Raw genomic sequence first — 16,463 nt, 5'->3', positions numbered from 1 at the left:
ATTACTCGACGGTCATAACGCGGGTGGTGTTGGTTGAGCCGATGGTGCTCATTACATCGCCCTGGGTCACAATGACGATATCACCGGACACCAGATAGCCTTTGTCGCGCAGCAGGTTTACGGCATCGTGCGCGGCGGCCACGCCATCATTGGTGCTGTCGAAGTGAACCGGCGTCACGCCGCGGTACAGCGCCGTCAGGTTCAGGGTACGCTCATGACGGGACATGGCGAAGATCGGCAGACCCGAGCTGATACGCGAGGTCATCAGCGCGGTGCGGCCAGATTCAGTCATGGTGATGATCGCGGTAACGCCCTTCAGATGGTTTGCCGCATACATTGCCGACATCGCAATCGCTTCTTCCACATTGTCGAACTGCACGTCCAGACGGTGTTTAGAGACGTTGATGCTTGGGATCTTTTCAGCGCCCAGGCAGACGCGCGCCATGGCGGCCACGGTTTCTGCCGGATACTGGCCCGCTGCGGTTTCTGCGGAGAGCATCACCGCATCAGTACCGTCCAGCACGGCGTTTGCCACGTCCATGACTTCTGCACGGGTTGGCATTGGGTTGGTGATCATCGATTCCATCATCTGAGTCGCGGTGATCACCGCGCGGTTCAGCTGACGTGCGCGACGAATCAGCGCTTTCTGGATACCGACCAGCTCAGGGTCGCCAATTTCCACGCCCAGGTCGCCGCGCGCAACCATCACCACGTCAGACGCGAGGATCACGTCGTCCATGGCATCCTGATCGCAAACGGCTTCCGCACGCTCAACTTTGGCGACGATTTTGGCATCGCAACCTGCATCGCGTGCCAGGCGACGCGCATAGTTCAGATCTTCGCCGCAGCGCGGGAAGGAGACAGCCAGGTAGTCCACGCCGATCAGCGCAGCCGTCACGATGTCCGCTTTGTCTTTATCGGTGAGCGCTTCTGCAGAGAGGCCGCCGCCCAGTTTGTTGATGCCTTTATTGTTGGAGAGCGGGCCGCCGACGGTGACTTCGGTGAACACTTTCATGCCCTGAACTTCCAGCACTTTCAGCTGTACGCGACCGTCATCGAGCAGGAGGATATCGCCAGGTACCACGTCAGCCGGCAGGCCTTTATAGTCGATACCGACTTTTTCTTTATCGCCTTCGCCTTTGCCCAGGTTGGCATCCAACAGGAATTTGTCGCCGATATTGAGGAAAACTTTACCTTCTTTAAAGGTTGAGACACGGATTTTGGGACCCTGCAAATCACCGAGGATAGCCACGTGGCGGCCCAGTTTTGCTGCGATTTCACGCACTTTGTCGGCACGTAATTTATGGTCTTCTGGCGTACCGTGAGAGAAGTTCATACGCACCACGTTGGCACCAGCGGCGATAATTTTCTCAAGATTATTATCGCGATCGGTGGCCGGGCCTAAGGTGGTTACGATCTTGGTTCTGCGAAGCCTTCTGGACATGTAATACTCCGTTGACTGAAACAACTTTGGTGTTGCGTGAACATTGAATCGGTCTTCATCTGCTGCAAGGCAGCGGAGAGTGGACCGAATGCCGTAAATCGTTACATCGTAATTATTGGTTACGTCTTCGTTATCAACTATCAGGGAACATCGCTCTTTATAAGCAATTCTTTATCAAAACGCGATTCCTTCAGCGCTTCCTTGACCCGCTTCAAGTTATCCCGGAATTTTGCGCCCCGACGTAAGGTAAAACCGGTCGCCAGCACGTCAATCACGGTGAGCTGCGCCAGTCGGGAAACCATCGGCATATAAATGTCGGTGTCTTCCGGCACGTCGAGGGTAATTGCCAGCGTTGCTTCACGCGCCAGCGGCGTGCCTGCAGTTGTGAGGGCAATCACCATGGCATCGTTTTCACGGGCCAGCTGCGCCAGCTCTACCTGACTCTTGGTGCGGCCGGTATGCGAAATCAGTACCACGACGTCATCCTCACTGCAATTCATACAGCTCATGCGTTGCAGCACAATGTCATCGGAATAAATCACCGGGACGTTAAAGCGGAAAAATTTGTTCATCGCGTCATGCGCCACGGCCGCTGACGAGCCGAGACCGAAGAACGCAATTCGCTTGGCCTGGGTGAGTAAATCCACCGCGCGATTCACGGAACTCATGTCCAGAGACTGTCGGACGTGGTCGAGCGAAGCCATGGCCGACTCAAAAATTTTCGCGGTATAGGCATCAACGCTGTCGTCTTCATCCACATTACGATTAACATAAGGGGTGCCGTTAGCCAGACTTTGCGCCAGATGCAGTTTAAAATCAGGAAAGCCGCGCGTTTCCAGGCTGCGGCAAAAGCGATTGACCGTGGGTTCGCTAACACCCGCTTCCTGTGCCAGAGCGGCGATGCTTGAATGAATCGCCTGAGCGGGGGAGGCGAGAATGACCTCGGCCACTTTTCGCTCGGATTTGCTAAGGTGTTCCAGTTGAAACTGGATTTTTTCCAGCATGTTCATGTTAACAGGATGCTCATGGGTGTAAACGATTTCATAAATTGATGAAATCGTGATTCGATTTAGCCGATATTACCCTTGTGGCTTCCATTAAGGGTAACAATCGACAAGATAATGTTGTTGTTTTTTTTCATTACTTGATCGGTGTCGGGTTTTGCTGTGACCCTGTTGCGCAAAGAAACGACGGTTGTTGCGTCATTAAGCCGTCGTAATCCTCCAGAGGGTGAAAAATCGCGGTATCGCACGCGACGATAAGCGCTAATGGTTTCGGGAATGACGTAAAAGCAGTACAGTGCATTGTAATAAAATTACAACGATACCTGGCAGAAGTACCAGGTGATCCAACTGAGGAGAATGACATGGCGGTAACGCAAACAGCCCAGGCATGTGACCTGGTCATTTTCGGCGCGAAAGGCGACCTTGCACGCCGAAAATTGCTGCCTTCCCTGTATCAACTGGAGAAAGCGGGCCAAATTCATCCGGATACCCGTATCCTGGGTGTAGGGCGCGCCGACTGGGACAAGGACGCTTATACCAAAGTCGTCCGCGAGGCGCTCGAAACTTTCATGAAGGAAAAAATTGATGAAAGTTTGTGGGATACCCTGAGTGGACGTCTCGATTTTTGCAACCTGGACGTCAATGACGTCAGCGCGTTTACCCGCTTAGGCGCGATGCTGGATCAGAAAAACCGTGTCACCATTAACTATTTCGCCATGCCGCCAAGCACCTTCGGCGCCATCTGCAAAGGTCTGGGCGAAGCCAAACTGAACGCCAAACCGGCGCGCGTCGTGATGGAGAAGCCGCTGGGTACCTCGCTGGCAACCTCGCGTGAAATCAACGACCAGGTGGGCGAGTTCTTTGAAGAGTGCCAGGTCTACCGTATCGACCACTATCTCGGTAAAGAGACGGTACTGAACCTGCTGGCGCTGCGTTTTGCTAACTCTCTGTTTGTGAATAACTGGGACAACCGCACTATCGACCACGTGGAAATCACCGTGGCGGAAGAGGTGGGGATTGAAGGTCGTTGGGGGTACTTTGACCAGGCCGGTCAGATGCGCGACATGATCCAGAACCACCTGCTGCAGATCCTGTGCATGATTGCCATGTCTCCACCGTCTGACCTGACGGCGGACAGCATCCGTGACGCGAAAGTGAAAGTGCTGAAGTCACTGCGCCGCATCGACCGCTCCAACGTGCGTGAGAAGACCGTTCGCGGTCAGTACACCGCCGGGTTTGCGCAAGGCAAAAAAGTGCCGGGCTACCTGGAAGAAGAGGGCGCGAATAAGTCCAGCAACACCGAGACGTTCGTGGCGATCCGCGTGGATATCGACGACTGGCGCTGGGCGGGGGTTCCGTTCTACCTGCGCACCGGTAAGCGTCTGCCTGCCAAGTGCTCCGAGGTAGTGGTCTACTTCAAAAACCCGGAACTGAACCTGTTCAAAGAGTCCTGGCAGGAGCTGCCGCAGAACAAGCTGACCATTCGTCTGCAGCCGGACGAGGGTGTGGATATCCAGATCCTGAACAAAGTACCGGGCCTGGATCATAAACACAACCTGCAGACCACCAAGCTGGATCTGAGCTACTCTGAAACCTTTAACCAGACGCACCTGGCCGATGCTTACGAGCGTCTGCTGCTGGAAACCATGCGCGGTATCCAGGCGCTGTTCGTGCGCCGCGATGAAGTGGAAGAGGCGTGGAAATGGGTCGACTCCATCACCGAAGCCTGGGCTGCCGACCAGGATGCGCCAAAACCGTATCAGGCGGGCACCTGGGGACCGGTCGCGTCGGTGGCGATGATCACCCGCGATGGCCGCTCCTGGAACGAGTTTGAGTAAAATAATCCGCTAGCCCGAAAGTGTTATTTTACCGGTAACATGATCTAACTCAGCTAGTGGCACAATTTTCAACTTTTAAGCTCCGCGTGGATTCACCCGCGGAGTTTTTTTTATTACACTGCCGGAAGTGATTTTGCCCCTGAGCTCCGGACAGCAAGCGTTTCAGCGTTGTTAACAACTGCCAGCGACTTTGTAAACTCCCGAGCCCGGACAGATAAATTAGAGGAGCTTTTATGAATCCGACATTGTTACGCGTAACACAACGCATTATTGAGCGCTCGAAAGAGACCCGCTCGGCCTACCTCGCCCGGATTGAACAGGCAAAGAGCAACACCGTCCACCGATCTCAGCTGGCCTGCGGTAACCTGGCGCACGGTTTCGCCGCCTGCCAGCCTGATGATAAAGCGTCGCTGAAAAGCATGTTGCGTAACAATATCGCCATCATTACCTCCTATAACGATATGCTCTCCGCGCACCAGCCCTATGAGGTTTACCCGGATATCATCCGTAAAGCGCTGCACAGCGTGAATGCGGTCGGCCAGGTGGCGGGTGGGGTACCCGCCATGTGCGACGGCGTGACGCAGGGCCAGGACGGTATGGAGCTCTCCCTGCTGAGCCGCGAAGTGATTGCTATGTCCGCGGCGGTGGGCCTGTCGCACAACATGTTTGATGGCGCGCTGTATCTCGGCGTGTGCGACAAGATTGTTCCGGGCCTGGTAATGGCGGCGCTGTCGTTTGGGCATCTGCCTGCGATCTTCGTGCCGTCGGGCCCAATGGCGAGCGGTCTGCCGAACAAAGAAAAAGTGCGTATCCGCCAGCTGTACGCGGAAGGGAAAGCAGACCGTCAGGCGCTGCTGGAGGCGGAAGCCGCGTCCTACCATGCGCCGGGCACCTGTACGTTTTACGGTACCGCGAACACGAACCAGATGGTGGTGGAGTTTATGGGGATGCAGCTTCCGGGCTCGTCCTTTATCCAGCCGGACGCGCCGCTTCGCAAGGCGCTGACCGAGGCCGCGGCCCGTCAGGTTACGCGTCTGACCGGCAACGGCAACGAATGGATGCCGATGGGCAAAATGGTCGACGAAAAGGTCATCGTCAACGGGATTGTCGCGCTGCTGGCAACCGGGGGGTCAACCAACCACACCATGCACCTGGTGGCCATGGCGCGTGCTGCGGGCATTCTGATTAACTGGGATGACTTCTCCGAAATCTCTTCCGTGGTGCCGCTGATGGCACGCCTGTACCCGAATGGCCCGGCGGACATTAACCACTTCCAGGCCGCGGGCGGCGTACCGCTTCTGATGCGCGAGCTGCTGAAAGGCGGTCTGCTGCATGAAGACGTAAATACCGTGGCAGGCTTTGGCCTTCAGCGCTATACCCAGGAGCCGTGGTTGAACAACGGCGAGCTGGACTGGCGCGACGGGGCGAGCGCGTCTCTTGATGCGCAGGTTATCGCCACCATCGACAAACCGTTCTCTCCTCACGGTGGCACCAAAGTGCTGAGCGGCAACCTCGGTCGTGCGGTAATGAAGACCTCTGCCGTACCGGAAGAGAACCAGATTATCGAAGCGCCGGCGGTGGTGTTTGAAAGCCAGCACGACGTATTACCCGCCTTTGACGCCGGTCTGCTCGACAAAGATTGCGTGGTGGTGGTGCGTCATCAGGGGCCTAAAGCTAACGGGATGCCAGAATTACATAAACTTATGCCACCACTTGGTGTATTATTGGACCGCCGTTTCAAAATTGCGTTAGTAACCGATGGACGCCTCTCCGGAGCATCCGGTAAAGTGCCTTCAGCCATCCACGTGACGCCTGAAGCCTACGACGGCGGGTTGCTGGCGAAAGTGCGCGACGGTGACATGATCCGCGTGAACGGTCAGACAGGCGAGTTAACCCTGCTGGTGGATGACGCCGAGCTGGCGGCACGTCAACCCCATATTCCTGACCTGAGCGCATCGCGCGTGGGGACCGGACGCGAAATGTTCAGCGCGCTGCGTGAGAAGCTCTCCGGTGCGGAGCAGGGCGCAACCTGTATTACGTTTTAAGACGACTTGATTTTAACGATCTGGCGAGAGAAGACTCTGATGAAAAACTGGAAAACAAGTGCAGAAGCAATCCTGACCACTGGCCCTGTCGTGCCGGTTATCGTGGTAAACAAGCTGGAGCACGCTGTACCGATGGCGAAAGCGCTGGTTGCGGGCGGCGTTCGCGTTCTGGAAGTGACCCTGCGCACCGCCTGCGCGATGGATGCCATTCGCGCGATTGCTAAAGAAGTGCCGGACGCAATCATCGGTGCGGGTACCGTGACGAACGTAAAACAGCTGGCTGAAGTGACCGAAGCGGGCGCGCAGTTTGCCATCAGCCCGGGCCTGACCGAGTCGCTGCTGAAAGCCGCGACCGAAGGCACCATTCCGCTGATCCCGGGCATCAGCACCGTCTCTGAACTGATGCTGGGCATGGACTACGGTCTGAAAGAGTTCAAATTCTTCCCGGCTGAAGCGAACGGCGGCACTAAAGCGCTGCAGGCGATTGCGGGTCCCTTCTCTCAGGTACGCTTCTGCCCGACGGGGGGGATCTCTCCTGCCAACTACCGTGACTACCTGGCGCTGAAAAGCGTGCTGTGCATCGGTGGCTCATGGCTGGTTCCGGCGGATGCGCTGGAAGCGGGCGACTGGGATCGCATCACAAAACTGGCTCGCGAAGCGGTGGAAGGCGCGAAGCAGTAAGCCATTCGCCGCATGAAAAACGGGCCTTTCGGCCCGTTTTTTTTATCCCGTTACCTTAACGCTTGCTGCGGCTGCTTTCGCTCTCGCCACGGCGTCGTCAACGTTATCCCCGGTGGCTAATGCCACGCCAAGACGACGGGTACCGTCGATCTCCGGCTTGCCGAACAAACGTACCTGCAACCCGGCACCCACTGCCACGTCGACGTTATCAAACGTAACGTTCTGGCTGGTTAACTGCGGCAGGATGACCGCCGAGGCGGCCGGGCCGTACTGACGGATACCGCCGACGGGCAGGCCGAGGAAGGCGCGCACGTGCAGGGCGAACTCGGAAAGATCCTGCGAAATCAGCGTGACCATGCCGGTGTCATGCGGGCGAGGGGAGACTTCGCTGAAAATCACCTCGTCGCCGCACACAAATAGCTCTACGCCGAACAGGCCATAGCCGCCCAGCGCGAGGACGGTTTTACGGGCGATCGCCTGCGCACGCTCCAGCGCCAGGGCGCTCATCTGCTGCGGCTGCCAGGATTCGCGGTAATCGCCATCTTCCTGACGGTGGCCAATCGGATCGCAGAAATGGACGCCGTCAACGGCGCTGACGGTCAGCAGGGTGATCTCGAAATCAAACTTCACGACGCCTTCAACGATGACGCGACCGGCGCCGGCGCGGCCACCCTGCTGGGCGTAATCCCACGCCTTATCGAGCGTGCTGCTATCGCGAATGAAGCTCTGCCCTTTACCGGAGGAGCTCATCACCGGCTTAACGATACATGGGTAGCCAATCTCCTCTACGGCCTGCAGGAACGCGGCTTTATCGCCCGCAAAACGGTAGCTCGAGGTGGGCAATCCCAGCTCTTCTGCCGCCAGGCGACGAATGCCTTCGCGGTTCATGGTCAGCTTTGCGGCTTTCGCGCAGGGCACCACGCGCTGGCCTTCCTGCTCCAGGGCGATCAGCGTATCGGTGGCAATCGCTTCAATTTCCGGTACAACGAAATCGGGCTTCTCGCGCGTAATCAGTTCGCCAAGGGCATCGCCATCCAGCATGTTAATCACATAAGAACGATGGGCGACGTGCATGGCGGGTGCGTCGGCGTAACGGTCTACGGCGATGACTTCCACACCTAAACGTTGGCACTCAATGGCGACCTCTTTTCCCAGCTCGCCCGATCCCAACAGCATCACTCGCGTCGCCGCAGGTCGCAGCGCAGTTCCTAAACGAATCATAACAATCCCCCTAAAAAAGTTGCGCGCAGTATAAACGAAAACGTTTGCGTCTGTCTTGCGCAGGGATAAACGCGAGGGCAGAAATTTGCGCTTCTTTAGCCCGACCAGACATTTCCTGACGCCCGCTCGCTTACGCTGTGGAACATGTTCACCGTTAAGTGAGGGAAACCATGTCTGGCTGGTTAAATCAATTGCAATCCCTGTTAGGGCAGAAAACATCTTCTGGCGAACGGGACCTCAGCAAACTGCTGGTACCCGGGGCGCTCGGCGGGCTGGCAGGCCTGCTGGTCGCGAATAAATCCTCGCGCAAGCTGCTGGCAAAATATGGCACCGGCGCGCTGCTGGCCGGTGGGGGCGCCATCGCGGGCACCGTGCTGTGGAATAAGTACAAGGACAGGGTACGGACCGCGCACAGCGATGAACCGCATTATGGCGAGCACACCTCGCCGCTGGATCTGCGTACCGAACGGCTCATTCTTGCGCTGGTTTTTGCCGCGAAAAGTGACGGGCATATTGACGACAAAGAACGATCGGCGATCGAGCAGCAACTGCGCGAAGCCGGCGTTGAAGAGAAGGGAAGAGCGCTGGTGGCGCAGGCCATCGAACAGCCGCTCGAGCCGCAGCGTCTTGCGCAAAGTGTGAAAAATGAGGAAGAGGCGCTGGAGCTCTATTTCCTCAGCTGTGCCGCCATCGATATCGACCATTTTATGGAGCGGAGCTACCTTAACGCCCTGGGCGATGCGTTAAAGATCCCTCAGGACGTGCGCGAGGGCATTGAGCGGGATATCCGCGAACAAAAACAGGCGTTACAGGGATAGCCTCCGCCGTCGCGACGCTGTTTCGCTTGCATCATGCGTGGGTTTTGCCAACCTTATAGGGTGTAAAACTTAAAAGAATGATGACATGCCACCGAAAGCCCGACGTATACCATATGCGATCACCACGCATGGCGATACGCGCATAGACAACTATTACTGGCTGCGGGACGATTCGCGCTCCCGGCCAGAGGTACTCGACTACCTGCACGAGGAAAACGACTATGGCCGCAAGGTCATGTCCAGCCAGCAGACGCTTCAGAACCAACTGCTGAATGAGATGGTGCAGCGTATTCCTCAGCGCGATATCTCCGCGCCCTGGACCAAAAACGGCTATCGCTATCGCCATATTTACGAGCCCGGCAATGAGTATCCCATCTACCAGCGTCAGTCGGTATTAAGCGCCGAATGGGATGAGTGGGATATTCTGCTGGATGCCAACCAGCGCGCCGCCCACAGCGAATTTTATACCCTGGGCGGCATGTCCATTTCGCCGGATAACGCGGTGATGGCGCTGGCGGAGGATTATCTCTCCCGTCGCCAGTACGGCCTGCGTTTTCGCAATCTGGACACCGGCAACTGGTATCCGGAAATGCTGGAAAACGTTTCCCCGGATTTTGTCTGGGCGAATGATTCCGAGACGGTTTACTACGTCAAAAAGCACGCCTCGACGCTGCTGCCTTATCAGGTGTGGCGACACACCGTGGGAACAGACTCCGCTGACGACGAGCTGGTCTATGAAGAGAAAGACGAAACGTTCTATGTCAGCCTGCATAAAACCTCCTCGCGCCACTATGTGATTATCTTCCTGGCCAGCGCGACGACCTCGGAAGTTCTGCTGCTGGATGCCGAACTTCCCGACGCCCAGCCGCTCTGTTTCCTGCCGCGCCGCAAGGATCACGAGTACAGCCTGGATCACTTCCAGCACAGCTTTTATTTGCGCTCTAATCGCGAGGGCAAAAACTTTGGTCTCTATAAAACCAAAGTGCGCGATGAGCGCAAATGGGAGGTGCTTATCCCCGCGCGGGATCAGGTGATGCTTGAAGGGTTCACCCTGTTTACCGACTGGCTGGTGGTGGAAGAGCGTCAGCGCGGGCTGACCAGTATCCGGCAAATCAACCGTAAAACGCGGGAAGTGGTGGGGATCGCGTTCGACGACCCGGCCTATGTGACGTGGATTGGTTTCAACCCTGAACCCGAATCATCGCGGCTGCGATACGGTTACTCATCGATGACCACGCCGGACACCCTGTTTGAGCTGGATATGGATACCGGGCAGCGTCAGGTGATTAAACAGACCGAGGTCAAAGGGTTTGAGTCTGAAAACTACCTCAGCGAGCACCTGTGGGTCACCGCCCGGGATGGTGTCGAGGTCCCCGTCTCGCTCGTCTATCACAAAGCCCACTTCCAGAAAGGCAAAAACCCTATCCTGGTGTACGGTTACGGCTCGTATGGCTCAAGCATGGACGCCGATTTCAGCAGCAGCAGGTTAAGCCTGCTCGATCGCGGCTTTGTTTTTGCCATCGCCCATATTCGCGGTGGCGGTGAACTGGGGCAGCACTGGTATGAAGACGGGAAATTCCTGAAAAAGAAAAACACCTTCAATGACTACCTCGACGTCTGCGATGCGCTGATTGAGCAGGGCTACGGGGATCCGCAGCTTTGCTTTGGGATGGGCGGCAGCGCGGGCGGCATGCTGATGGGGGCGGTGATCAACCAGCGTCCCGACCGCTTTAAGGGGATTGTCGCGCAGGTGCCGTTTGTCGATGTGGTGACGACCATGCTCGATGAATCCATCCCGCTTACGACAGGGGAGTTTGAAGAGTGGGGGAATCCGCAGGATGAGATGTACTACCGCTATATGAAAGCGTACAGCCCGTACGATAACGTGGAGGCGAAAGCCTACCCGCATATGCTTGTCACCACCGGTTTGCATGATTCTCAGGTGCAGTACTGGGAGCCGGCAAAATGGGTGGCAAAACTGCGGGAGCTGAAAACCGATGACAACCTGCTGCTGCTGTGTACCGATATGGACTCCGGTCACGGCGGGAAATCGGGACGATTTAAATCCTACGAAGGAGTTGCCCTGGAATATGCCTTTTTAATAGGCCTGGCGCAGGACACGCTGCCAGGCCGTGCGGAGCGTTAAGCGTCGCCCAGATAATGTTTCAGCGTTAAGCGCAGTTCCGGGCTCATTCTGTCGAGGTTGTTATAGAGCCAGCGCAAATAGCCCGGGTCTTTATCCGCTACCTCGGACACCGGCTTCCCGCGATATTTCCCAAAGGTAAATGTAGTCAGAAGTGCAGGACGGCCGGTGATGGTCGCCATATCATCCGGCGTCCAGCCAGAGATATTCATAATATCTATCAGTAACGCGGCGGTGATATAGCAGTCATACAGGGCCCGGTGATGGTGAAGCCCCTCAGGCGTACGGACGCTGAGCTTGCGGGACTTGTACAGCGCCATGTTGCTGTATTTAATTCCCGGCCAGAGGCGACGCGCCAGCTTCATGGTACAAATCCATTCCCCCGGCATTTCAGGTAACACCCGGCGGTCAAAACTGGCGTTATGCGCGACGTACCACGGGCTACCGTAGTAGTGCGGGATGATCTCTTCGATCCACGGCTTATCCGCCACCATCGATTCGGTAATGCGATGGATAGCCATTGCCTGAGGGCTGATGGGTCGATCGGGACGCACCAGATGGCTCATAGGGTTGACGATTTTACCATCAACCACGTCGACAGAGGCCACTTCCACAATTCCGCCCTGAAGATCGCAAGTTTCGGTATCGATGACGCGCAGCATTGAACACTCCTGAGCTTAAAACGCCTAGCCTAAAGGAATGATATCGCCTTGCCAACCCTCTCCGCCGAGCGTGCCGGTCAACAGCAGCTCGCCTCGATCTGCGCGGACGATCAGCTGGCCTTTTTCATCCCACAGCGCACTGCCGCCGCAGGCGTTCGCCATCAGCACCGCAATGGCATATTTATGCGCGAAGCGCTGCAGGGTACTGATGGACTGCCGCCAGCGGTGATCCTCTACGGACTGACTGCTGGTAAACAGCGACGCTCTGGGATCGAGATTGGGGGAATCGGCATGCGCATCAATAATGCTGAGCTGTTTCTCCCCCGGCACCAGGCTGGCACCGCTACCTTGCGGGTAGCGCAGGATGCGGTGACGGGCGGGCGTGAAGAGCGCGAGGCCTTTCTGGCGCTGACCGTTCCGTTCCAGGGGGAGCCCGGCAATCACGGTAATCCGGTAAAAATGTGCCGCGTCAAGCAGCGGTTCCAGCTGCGCGTCATCGGGTGGGGGAGGTAACGTCGGTGCGCCTGAGCCCGTTAATGAGAGTTCAGGGAAGACCAGCAAATCACATCGCTGCCGTGCTGCTTCGGCGATGAAGCGCAGGTGGTGCGTAACATGGTCATCCACACTCTGGTGCTGACCGCCATACTGAGCTGCCGCTATATTCCAATGTGACATCGTGACTTCCTTATACACTGAGTCGCAGAGATTTAAGAATACACCTAAATTTATCAGGGTTTTCTTATCCTGCCAGATTCCGCGTAAGGAAGTGTAACGGCTCGTTAAGCTTATTTAACTTTAGGTTCGTACGGTAAACGGGAGAGGTTAACCGAGGCGAGACGGTGGGCGATGAGTCTTTCGCGAAACCAGTCGCGCAGATGGGCGGGCTGTTCCCGTTCAACGACTTCAGCCACAACAAGCATGTTGTAACGCTCTTTAAACGCGACGCCAGCGGCAGCGAGATCGACATTTACTTTATCCATCTCGTCCTGTGGAAGGGCGGCCAGATTGATCTTCATTACCTTCTCCTTTTTATGCGGCGGCAACGTTACCGCGATTGCACGACGATGACAAGCGGAGGCAGGATGTTCCTCGACTCGTTTATTATACAGCGTTATTCTTTAGCATACAGACATAACAAAAAGGAATGATTGCGATGGGTTTCTCCGCTTCCCGCGCGGTATGCGCACTGGTTTTTCTGACCTCTACAATGATGACCTCCTCCGCGCTGGCGCATGCGCATCTTAAGCAGCCGATCCCGGCAGCGGACAGCGTGGTGAGCGCTCCGCAGGCACTTACGCTGCATTTTTCAGAAGGCATCGAACCGGGATTTAGCGGTGTGGTGGTGACGGACGCGCAAAAGCAGGTCATCAAAACGGGTGCCGCTACGCGAGACGAAAAGAACAAGGCGCAACTCACCGTTCCGCTGGAACAACCGCTGACGTCAGGGACGTACCAGGTAGACTGGCATGTCGTCTCTGTAGACGGTCATAAAACCAAAGGCAGCTATCACTTTAGCGTGAAATAGCATGCTGGCGCTGTGTTATATCGGGTTGCGCTTTATCCATTTCGGGGCGCTGATGCTGGTTTTTGGCAACGCGCTTTACAGCGTCTGGTTTGCGCCTTCTTCCCTCCAGCGGCTGATGTCCCGGCGTTTCCAGCTGCAGCAGAAAGTTGCTGCCTTGTTGAGCCTGGCGGCTGCACTCCTGATGTTTATGCTTCAGGGCGGACTGATGGGTAACGGCTGGGGAGATGTATTTGCTCCGCAGGTCTGGTACGGCGTATTTAGGACACAGTTTGGTGGCGTCTGGCTGTGGCAAATAATTCTTGCTGTGATGACGGTCGCTGCAGCATGGCTCGCGCCGCTGAAAGGTTCGCGGCTGCTGCTGCTCGCCATGGGCCAGCTTATCCTGCTGGCTGGGGTAGGTCACGCGGCGATGAACGACGGTCCGATGGGGGCGTTGCAGCGGCTTAACTATGCTTTTCACCTGATCTGCGCTGCAGCCTGGCTTGGCGGATTGCTGCCCCTGTTGTTCTGCATGCGTCTGGCGAAAGGGCGCTGGCAGAATGCCGCCATCTATACCATGATGCGCTTCTCGCGCGTGGGCCATTATGCCGTCGCGGGCGTGCTGCTCAGCGGAGCGATCAATACGCTCATGATACTGGGCGTCCATATACCCTGGCAGGCTGGCTACGTGCAGTTTTTGTTGTTCAAATGTGCGCTGGTGGCGTTGATGGTGGTAATTGCGCTGGCAAATCGGTATTTTCTGGTGCCACGGTTTCGTCCGGAGACCGGGCGAGCACAACAGATTTTTATCAGGATGACACAGGCAGAAGTGGTGCTGGGCGCGCTGGTACTGGCAACGGTCAGTCTGTTCGCTACCTGGGAACCCTTCTGACAAGGTTAAATATCATATGAAAAAGACAGTACTTTCTCTCATATTGCTGGCCTGCACGGGGAGCGCGCTTGCCGCACCGCAGGTTATCACCGTCAGCCGTTTTGAAGTCGGTAAGGACAAATGGGCGTTCAATCGCGAAGAGGTGATGCTGACCTGCCGTCCGGGCCATGCGCTGTATGCCATTAACCCGAGCACGCTGGTGCAATACCCGTTAAATGATACCGCAGAGCAGCAGGTAGCCAGCGGCAAGAGTAGCGGCCAGCCGATCAGCATTATTCAGATCGATGACCCGGCGCATCCGGGACAAAAGATGAGTCTGGCGCCGTTTATCGAGCGTGCCGACAAGCTCTGCTAACGTTCAGGTTTCCAATAAAAAACCGCAGATGCTTGCGAAAGCACTGCGGTTTTTCACATTTTATGATGCTCTGGCGCTTTTTTTCCGACCGCTTTAGCTGTGGACTGGAAAACCTGGCGTCGTCATCTATTCTTAAAAGGCAAGGCGACTTAGCCTGCATTAATGCCAACTTTTAGCGCACGGCTCTCTCCCAAGAGCCATTTCCCTGGACCGAATACAGGAATCGTATTCGGTCTCTTTTTATCTGTCTTATATTTCAGTCACTTACGGCGCTCTGTCCGAAAATGTCCCAAAATTGTCCGAACTTCAATATCCGGCAATTCCCGTTATACCACACCGTTTTTTAAATTAACAACCAAACTCATGCAATGCTGGGAATGCTCTGCACAGACGATCTCAGAGTTTTGCAACCATGCGATCTCTCGTTTCAAGGCAAGACTGCTTATAAGGTGCGTTTACCTTAACTCGGCGATTCATGATCCTCACACTTCCAGTTGGGAGAATTGAGAACAGACGTCCTTTCGCAAATGCTACAACCCCCATGGTCTGAAAGTCGTTAATGTTAACTACTCCATCATCAATTGTTTCGAAATCAAAAATTTCAGGGTTTGTGGCAAGTAATTGAAGAACATCATTATCTATAGAGTTAAGTACCGAGGCATACGCAGATGCTGTCCCCATGTATGCGTGAGTCTGTTTTTTGCAATCATATGAACTCGAGGAAGGACCCTGCTTACACTGTTGAGCTTGTTAGCAAATGCATAAGAGGCGTAAATCTCAGGATGGTAATTTAAGACCGTAAATGAGAGAAAATGCATTTCGCCAGCCGCCCAGATGATCTGATTATTCCCTCATCGCGCCATATCTCGACCGAAATCGGCCGCACGAAAGCGAAGCTGGCTAATTTTCAGCGTCTGCAGGGGCTGGGGAATGACTGATCTACCGAAATGCCCCAATTGTGGCATGTCCTCTTCACTGAAGGTCCGAAGTCGTGGGTTGAACTGGGGGGCGCAGAAATTAGGTGCTCTAACGGTTGTTCAAAATGGCGAGTTGGATTCTCTTTTCCGCCAGGAGGGGAGAGGGGGGCTCGAAGAGAGCTTGCAGATAACTGGCATAAGGTTGTGGAGAAAAGTTAACCCACTAATTGTATTATTTGCTTTTATGTATGAAAAAAATTCAACAACACCGACAAAATGGATCGGCTAGCAGATCTGCAATATAATTATTCTATTATTCAATCCACTGACTAAACTCAGAGGGACAAGTTCCAAACACAGGGTAGGTGATATGTCTATGAAGCAAATTAAATCAAGGGATATGACAAACATTGCGGCAAAAAGGATGTATTATATTTTTCTTGTCGGGGTTATACCTTTGCTTCTGATTTTTTTATTATATGCTAACAACCAAGGGAGCGATTTTCTAAATTATTTGTATACTTTATCTGGTAAAGTTCCTGAGCTGATTTCAGCCAGTAACCCATTATTAAGTGGTGTTATGAGTTTTTATGTTAAAATCGCTCCTTTGTTAGGTGTTTTGTTTTTTTTGATTGCGCGGAGAGAGTTAAATTTAAAAACCACTTTTTCTTTCACGAAAGGTATTTTGGCTTTTATGCTATTCACCGTGTTTTATATTGCAATTGTTTATTATTTGTTGGTGTGTAACGTGGAGTTAACTGAATCAGGACGATTTATGAGGCTTTTATCAGGGAACGATTATCTTCTTACCGTTTTTTTTGTAAGCGTATTTTATGTGTGTTATATACTCACCTGCTATTACATCAGCTATGCTTATGCAGTTTTCTTGATTTTAAAGTTAAAAATAAAGCACCGTTGAAAGCTAAGGGGCAGATAACA

At 54.8% G+C, this 16,463-nt stretch carries 16 protein-coding genes; 10 read left to right on the top strand and 6 right to left on the bottom strand.

Going from position 1 to position 16,463, the window contains the following annotated elements:
* Position 1: 1 nt before the first annotated feature.
* On the bottom strand, positions 2 to 1,444 hold the full coding sequence (gene pyk / locus OTG14_RS09990) for a pyruvate kinase (RefSeq protein ID WP_008500455.1): 1,443 nt from the start codon (positions 1,442 to 1,444) through the stop codon (positions 2 to 4).
* Between the two features lie 140 nt (positions 1,445 to 1,584).
* Positions 1,585 to 2,454, bottom strand: a complete 870-nt coding sequence (locus tag OTG14_RS09985; RefSeq protein ID WP_023312229.1) for a MurR/RpiR family transcriptional regulator — start codon at positions 2,452 to 2,454, stop codon at positions 1,585 to 1,587.
* A gap of 356 nt (positions 2,455 to 2,810) precedes the next feature.
* Here OTG14_RS09985 and zwf point away from each other — a divergent pair, with 356 nt between their 5' ends.
* The 3 genes from zwf to kdgA all read left to right on the top strand — a co-directional run bounded on the left by zwf (position 2,811) and on the right by kdgA (position 7,012).
* A complete protein-coding gene (zwf, locus tag OTG14_RS09980; RefSeq protein WP_023312228.1) occupies positions 2,811 to 4,286 on the top strand; it encodes a glucose-6-phosphate dehydrogenase in 1,476 nt (491 codons plus the stop codon).
* Positions 4,287 to 4,519: 233 nt separating this feature from the next.
* A complete protein-coding gene (edd, locus tag OTG14_RS09975) occupies positions 4,520 to 6,331 on the top strand; it encodes a phosphogluconate dehydratase (protein WP_267215016.1) in 1,812 nt (603 codons plus the stop codon).
* Between the two features lie 39 nt (positions 6,332 to 6,370).
* Positions 6,371 to 7,012 carry a bifunctional 4-hydroxy-2-oxoglutarate aldolase/2-dehydro-3-deoxy-phosphogluconate aldolase gene (gene kdgA, locus OTG14_RS09970; protein WP_024909698.1) on the top strand — a complete coding sequence of 214 codons (642 nt, stop codon included), beginning with the start codon at positions 6,371 to 6,373 and terminating at the stop codon, positions 7,010 to 7,012.
* 42 nt (positions 7,013 to 7,054) lie between these two features.
* Here kdgA and purT read toward each other — a convergent pair whose 3' ends face one another.
* Complete coding sequence (gene purT, locus OTG14_RS09965) at positions 7,055 to 8,233, bottom strand: formate-dependent phosphoribosylglycinamide formyltransferase (protein WP_267215015.1); 1,179 nt, start codon at positions 8,231 to 8,233, stop codon at positions 7,055 to 7,057.
* A 170-nt stretch (positions 8,234 to 8,403) separates the two neighbouring features.
* On the opposite strand from purT, the gene OTG14_RS09960 reads away from it, so the two are divergent.
* The gene (locus OTG14_RS09960; protein ID WP_024909700.1) at positions 8,404 to 9,051 is read left to right on the top strand and encodes a tellurite resistance TerB family protein; all 648 of its coding nucleotides are present in this window, start codon (positions 8,404 to 8,406) and stop codon (positions 9,049 to 9,051) included.
* Between the two features lie 85 nt (positions 9,052 to 9,136).
* Entirely contained in the window at positions 9,137 to 11,197 is a 2,061-nt protein-coding gene (gene ptrB, locus OTG14_RS09955) for an oligopeptidase B (protein WP_267215014.1), read from the top strand.
* On the opposite strand, the gene exoX is transcribed toward ptrB, so the two are convergent.
* From exoX to OTG14_RS09940, 3 genes are all read right to left on the bottom strand, one after another.
* Positions 11,194 to 11,856 (bottom strand): exodeoxyribonuclease X, encoded by a 663-nt coding sequence (gene exoX / locus OTG14_RS09950; protein ID WP_010432611.1) that lies wholly within the window; start codon positions 11,854 to 11,856, stop codon positions 11,194 to 11,196. The genes ptrB and exoX overlap by 4 nt on opposite strands.
* A gap of 24 nt (positions 11,857 to 11,880) precedes the next feature.
* The gene (locus tag OTG14_RS09945) at positions 11,881 to 12,531 is read right to left on the bottom strand and encodes a carbon-nitrogen hydrolase family protein (protein WP_024909702.1); all 651 of its coding nucleotides are present in this window, start codon (positions 12,529 to 12,531) and stop codon (positions 11,881 to 11,883) included.
* A gap of 110 nt (positions 12,532 to 12,641) precedes the next feature.
* Positions 12,642 to 12,872: a DNA polymerase III subunit theta gene (locus tag OTG14_RS09940; RefSeq protein ID WP_267215013.1), complete on the bottom strand. Its 231-nt coding sequence runs from the start codon at positions 12,870 to 12,872 to the stop codon at positions 12,642 to 12,644.
* A gap of 137 nt (positions 12,873 to 13,009) precedes the next feature.
* Between OTG14_RS09940 and yobA the strand changes: the two genes are divergently transcribed.
* The 5 genes from yobA to cui all read left to right on the top strand — a co-directional run bounded on the left by yobA (position 13,010) and on the right by cui (position 16,443).
* Positions 13,010 to 13,381, top strand: a complete 372-nt coding sequence (gene yobA, locus OTG14_RS09935; RefSeq protein ID WP_267215012.1) for a CopC domain-containing protein YobA — start codon at positions 13,010 to 13,012, stop codon at positions 13,379 to 13,381.
* 1 nt (position 13,382) lies between these two features.
* A complete protein-coding gene (gene copD / locus OTG14_RS09930) occupies positions 13,383 to 14,252 on the top strand; it encodes a copper homeostasis membrane protein CopD (protein ID WP_248165036.1) in 870 nt (289 codons plus the stop codon).
* A 16-nt stretch (positions 14,253 to 14,268) separates the two neighbouring features.
* Positions 14,269 to 14,607: a YebY family protein gene (locus OTG14_RS09925; RefSeq protein ID WP_024909705.1), complete on the top strand. Its 339-nt coding sequence runs from the start codon at positions 14,269 to 14,271 to the stop codon at positions 14,605 to 14,607.
* Between the two features lie 812 nt (positions 14,608 to 15,419).
* Complete coding sequence (locus OTG14_RS09920; protein ID WP_265589657.1) at positions 15,420 to 15,545, top strand: hypothetical protein; 126 nt, start codon at positions 15,420 to 15,422, stop codon at positions 15,543 to 15,545.
* Positions 15,546 to 15,894: 349 nt separating this feature from the next.
* Positions 15,895 to 16,443 (top strand): colicin immunity protein Cui, encoded by a 549-nt coding sequence (gene cui, locus OTG14_RS09915; RefSeq protein ID WP_148770103.1) that lies wholly within the window; start codon positions 15,895 to 15,897, stop codon positions 16,441 to 16,443.
* Positions 16,444 to 16,463: the final 20 nt, after the last annotated feature.

The organism is Enterobacter pseudoroggenkampii, assembly GCF_026420145.1.
Taxonomy (GTDB): domain Bacteria; phylum Pseudomonadota; class Gammaproteobacteria; order Enterobacterales; family Enterobacteriaceae; genus Enterobacter; species Enterobacter pseudoroggenkampii.
This window is presented reverse-complemented; position numbering and strand designations above follow the sequence as displayed.

Coding starts and splice junctions, on each gene's coding strand:
- pyk (WP_008500455.1), bottom strand. CDS start 1,444: ATGTCCAGAAGGCTTCGCAGAACCAAGATCGTAACCACCTTAGGCCCG.
- OTG14_RS09985 (WP_023312229.1), bottom strand. CDS start 2,454: ATGAACATGCTGGAAAAAATCCAGTTTCAACTGGAACACCTTAGCAAA.
- zwf (WP_023312228.1), top strand. CDS start 2,811: ATGGCGGTAACGCAAACAGCCCAGGCATGTGACCTGGTCATTTTCGGC.
- edd (WP_267215016.1), top strand. CDS start 4,520: ATGAATCCGACATTGTTACGCGTAACACAACGCATTATTGAGCGCTCG.
- kdgA (WP_024909698.1), top strand. CDS start 6,371: ATGAAAAACTGGAAAACAAGTGCAGAAGCAATCCTGACCACTGGCCCT.
- purT (WP_267215015.1), bottom strand. CDS start 8,233: ATGATTCGTTTAGGAACTGCGCTGCGACCTGCGGCGACGCGAGTGATG.
- OTG14_RS09960 (WP_024909700.1), top strand. CDS start 8,404: ATGTCTGGCTGGTTAAATCAATTGCAATCCCTGTTAGGGCAGAAAACA.
- ptrB (WP_267215014.1), top strand. CDS start 9,137: ATGCCACCGAAAGCCCGACGTATACCATATGCGATCACCACGCATGGC.
- exoX (WP_010432611.1), bottom strand. CDS start 11,856: ATGCTGCGCGTCATCGATACCGAAACTTGCGATCTTCAGGGCGGAATT.
- OTG14_RS09945 (WP_024909702.1), bottom strand. CDS start 12,531: ATGTCACATTGGAATATAGCGGCAGCTCAGTATGGCGGTCAGCACCAG.
- OTG14_RS09940 (WP_267215013.1), bottom strand. CDS start 12,872: ATGAAGATCAATCTGGCCGCCCTTCCACAGGACGAGATGGATAAAGTA.
- yobA (WP_267215012.1), top strand. CDS start 13,010: ATGGGTTTCTCCGCTTCCCGCGCGGTATGCGCACTGGTTTTTCTGACC.
- copD (WP_248165036.1), top strand. CDS start 13,383: ATGCTGGCGCTGTGTTATATCGGGTTGCGCTTTATCCATTTCGGGGCG.
- OTG14_RS09925 (WP_024909705.1), top strand. CDS start 14,269: ATGAAAAAGACAGTACTTTCTCTCATATTGCTGGCCTGCACGGGGAGC.
- OTG14_RS09920 (WP_265589657.1), top strand. CDS start 15,420: ATGCATTTCGCCAGCCGCCCAGATGATCTGATTATTCCCTCATCGCGC.
- cui (WP_148770103.1), top strand. CDS start 15,895: ATGTCTATGAAGCAAATTAAATCAAGGGATATGACAAACATTGCGGCA.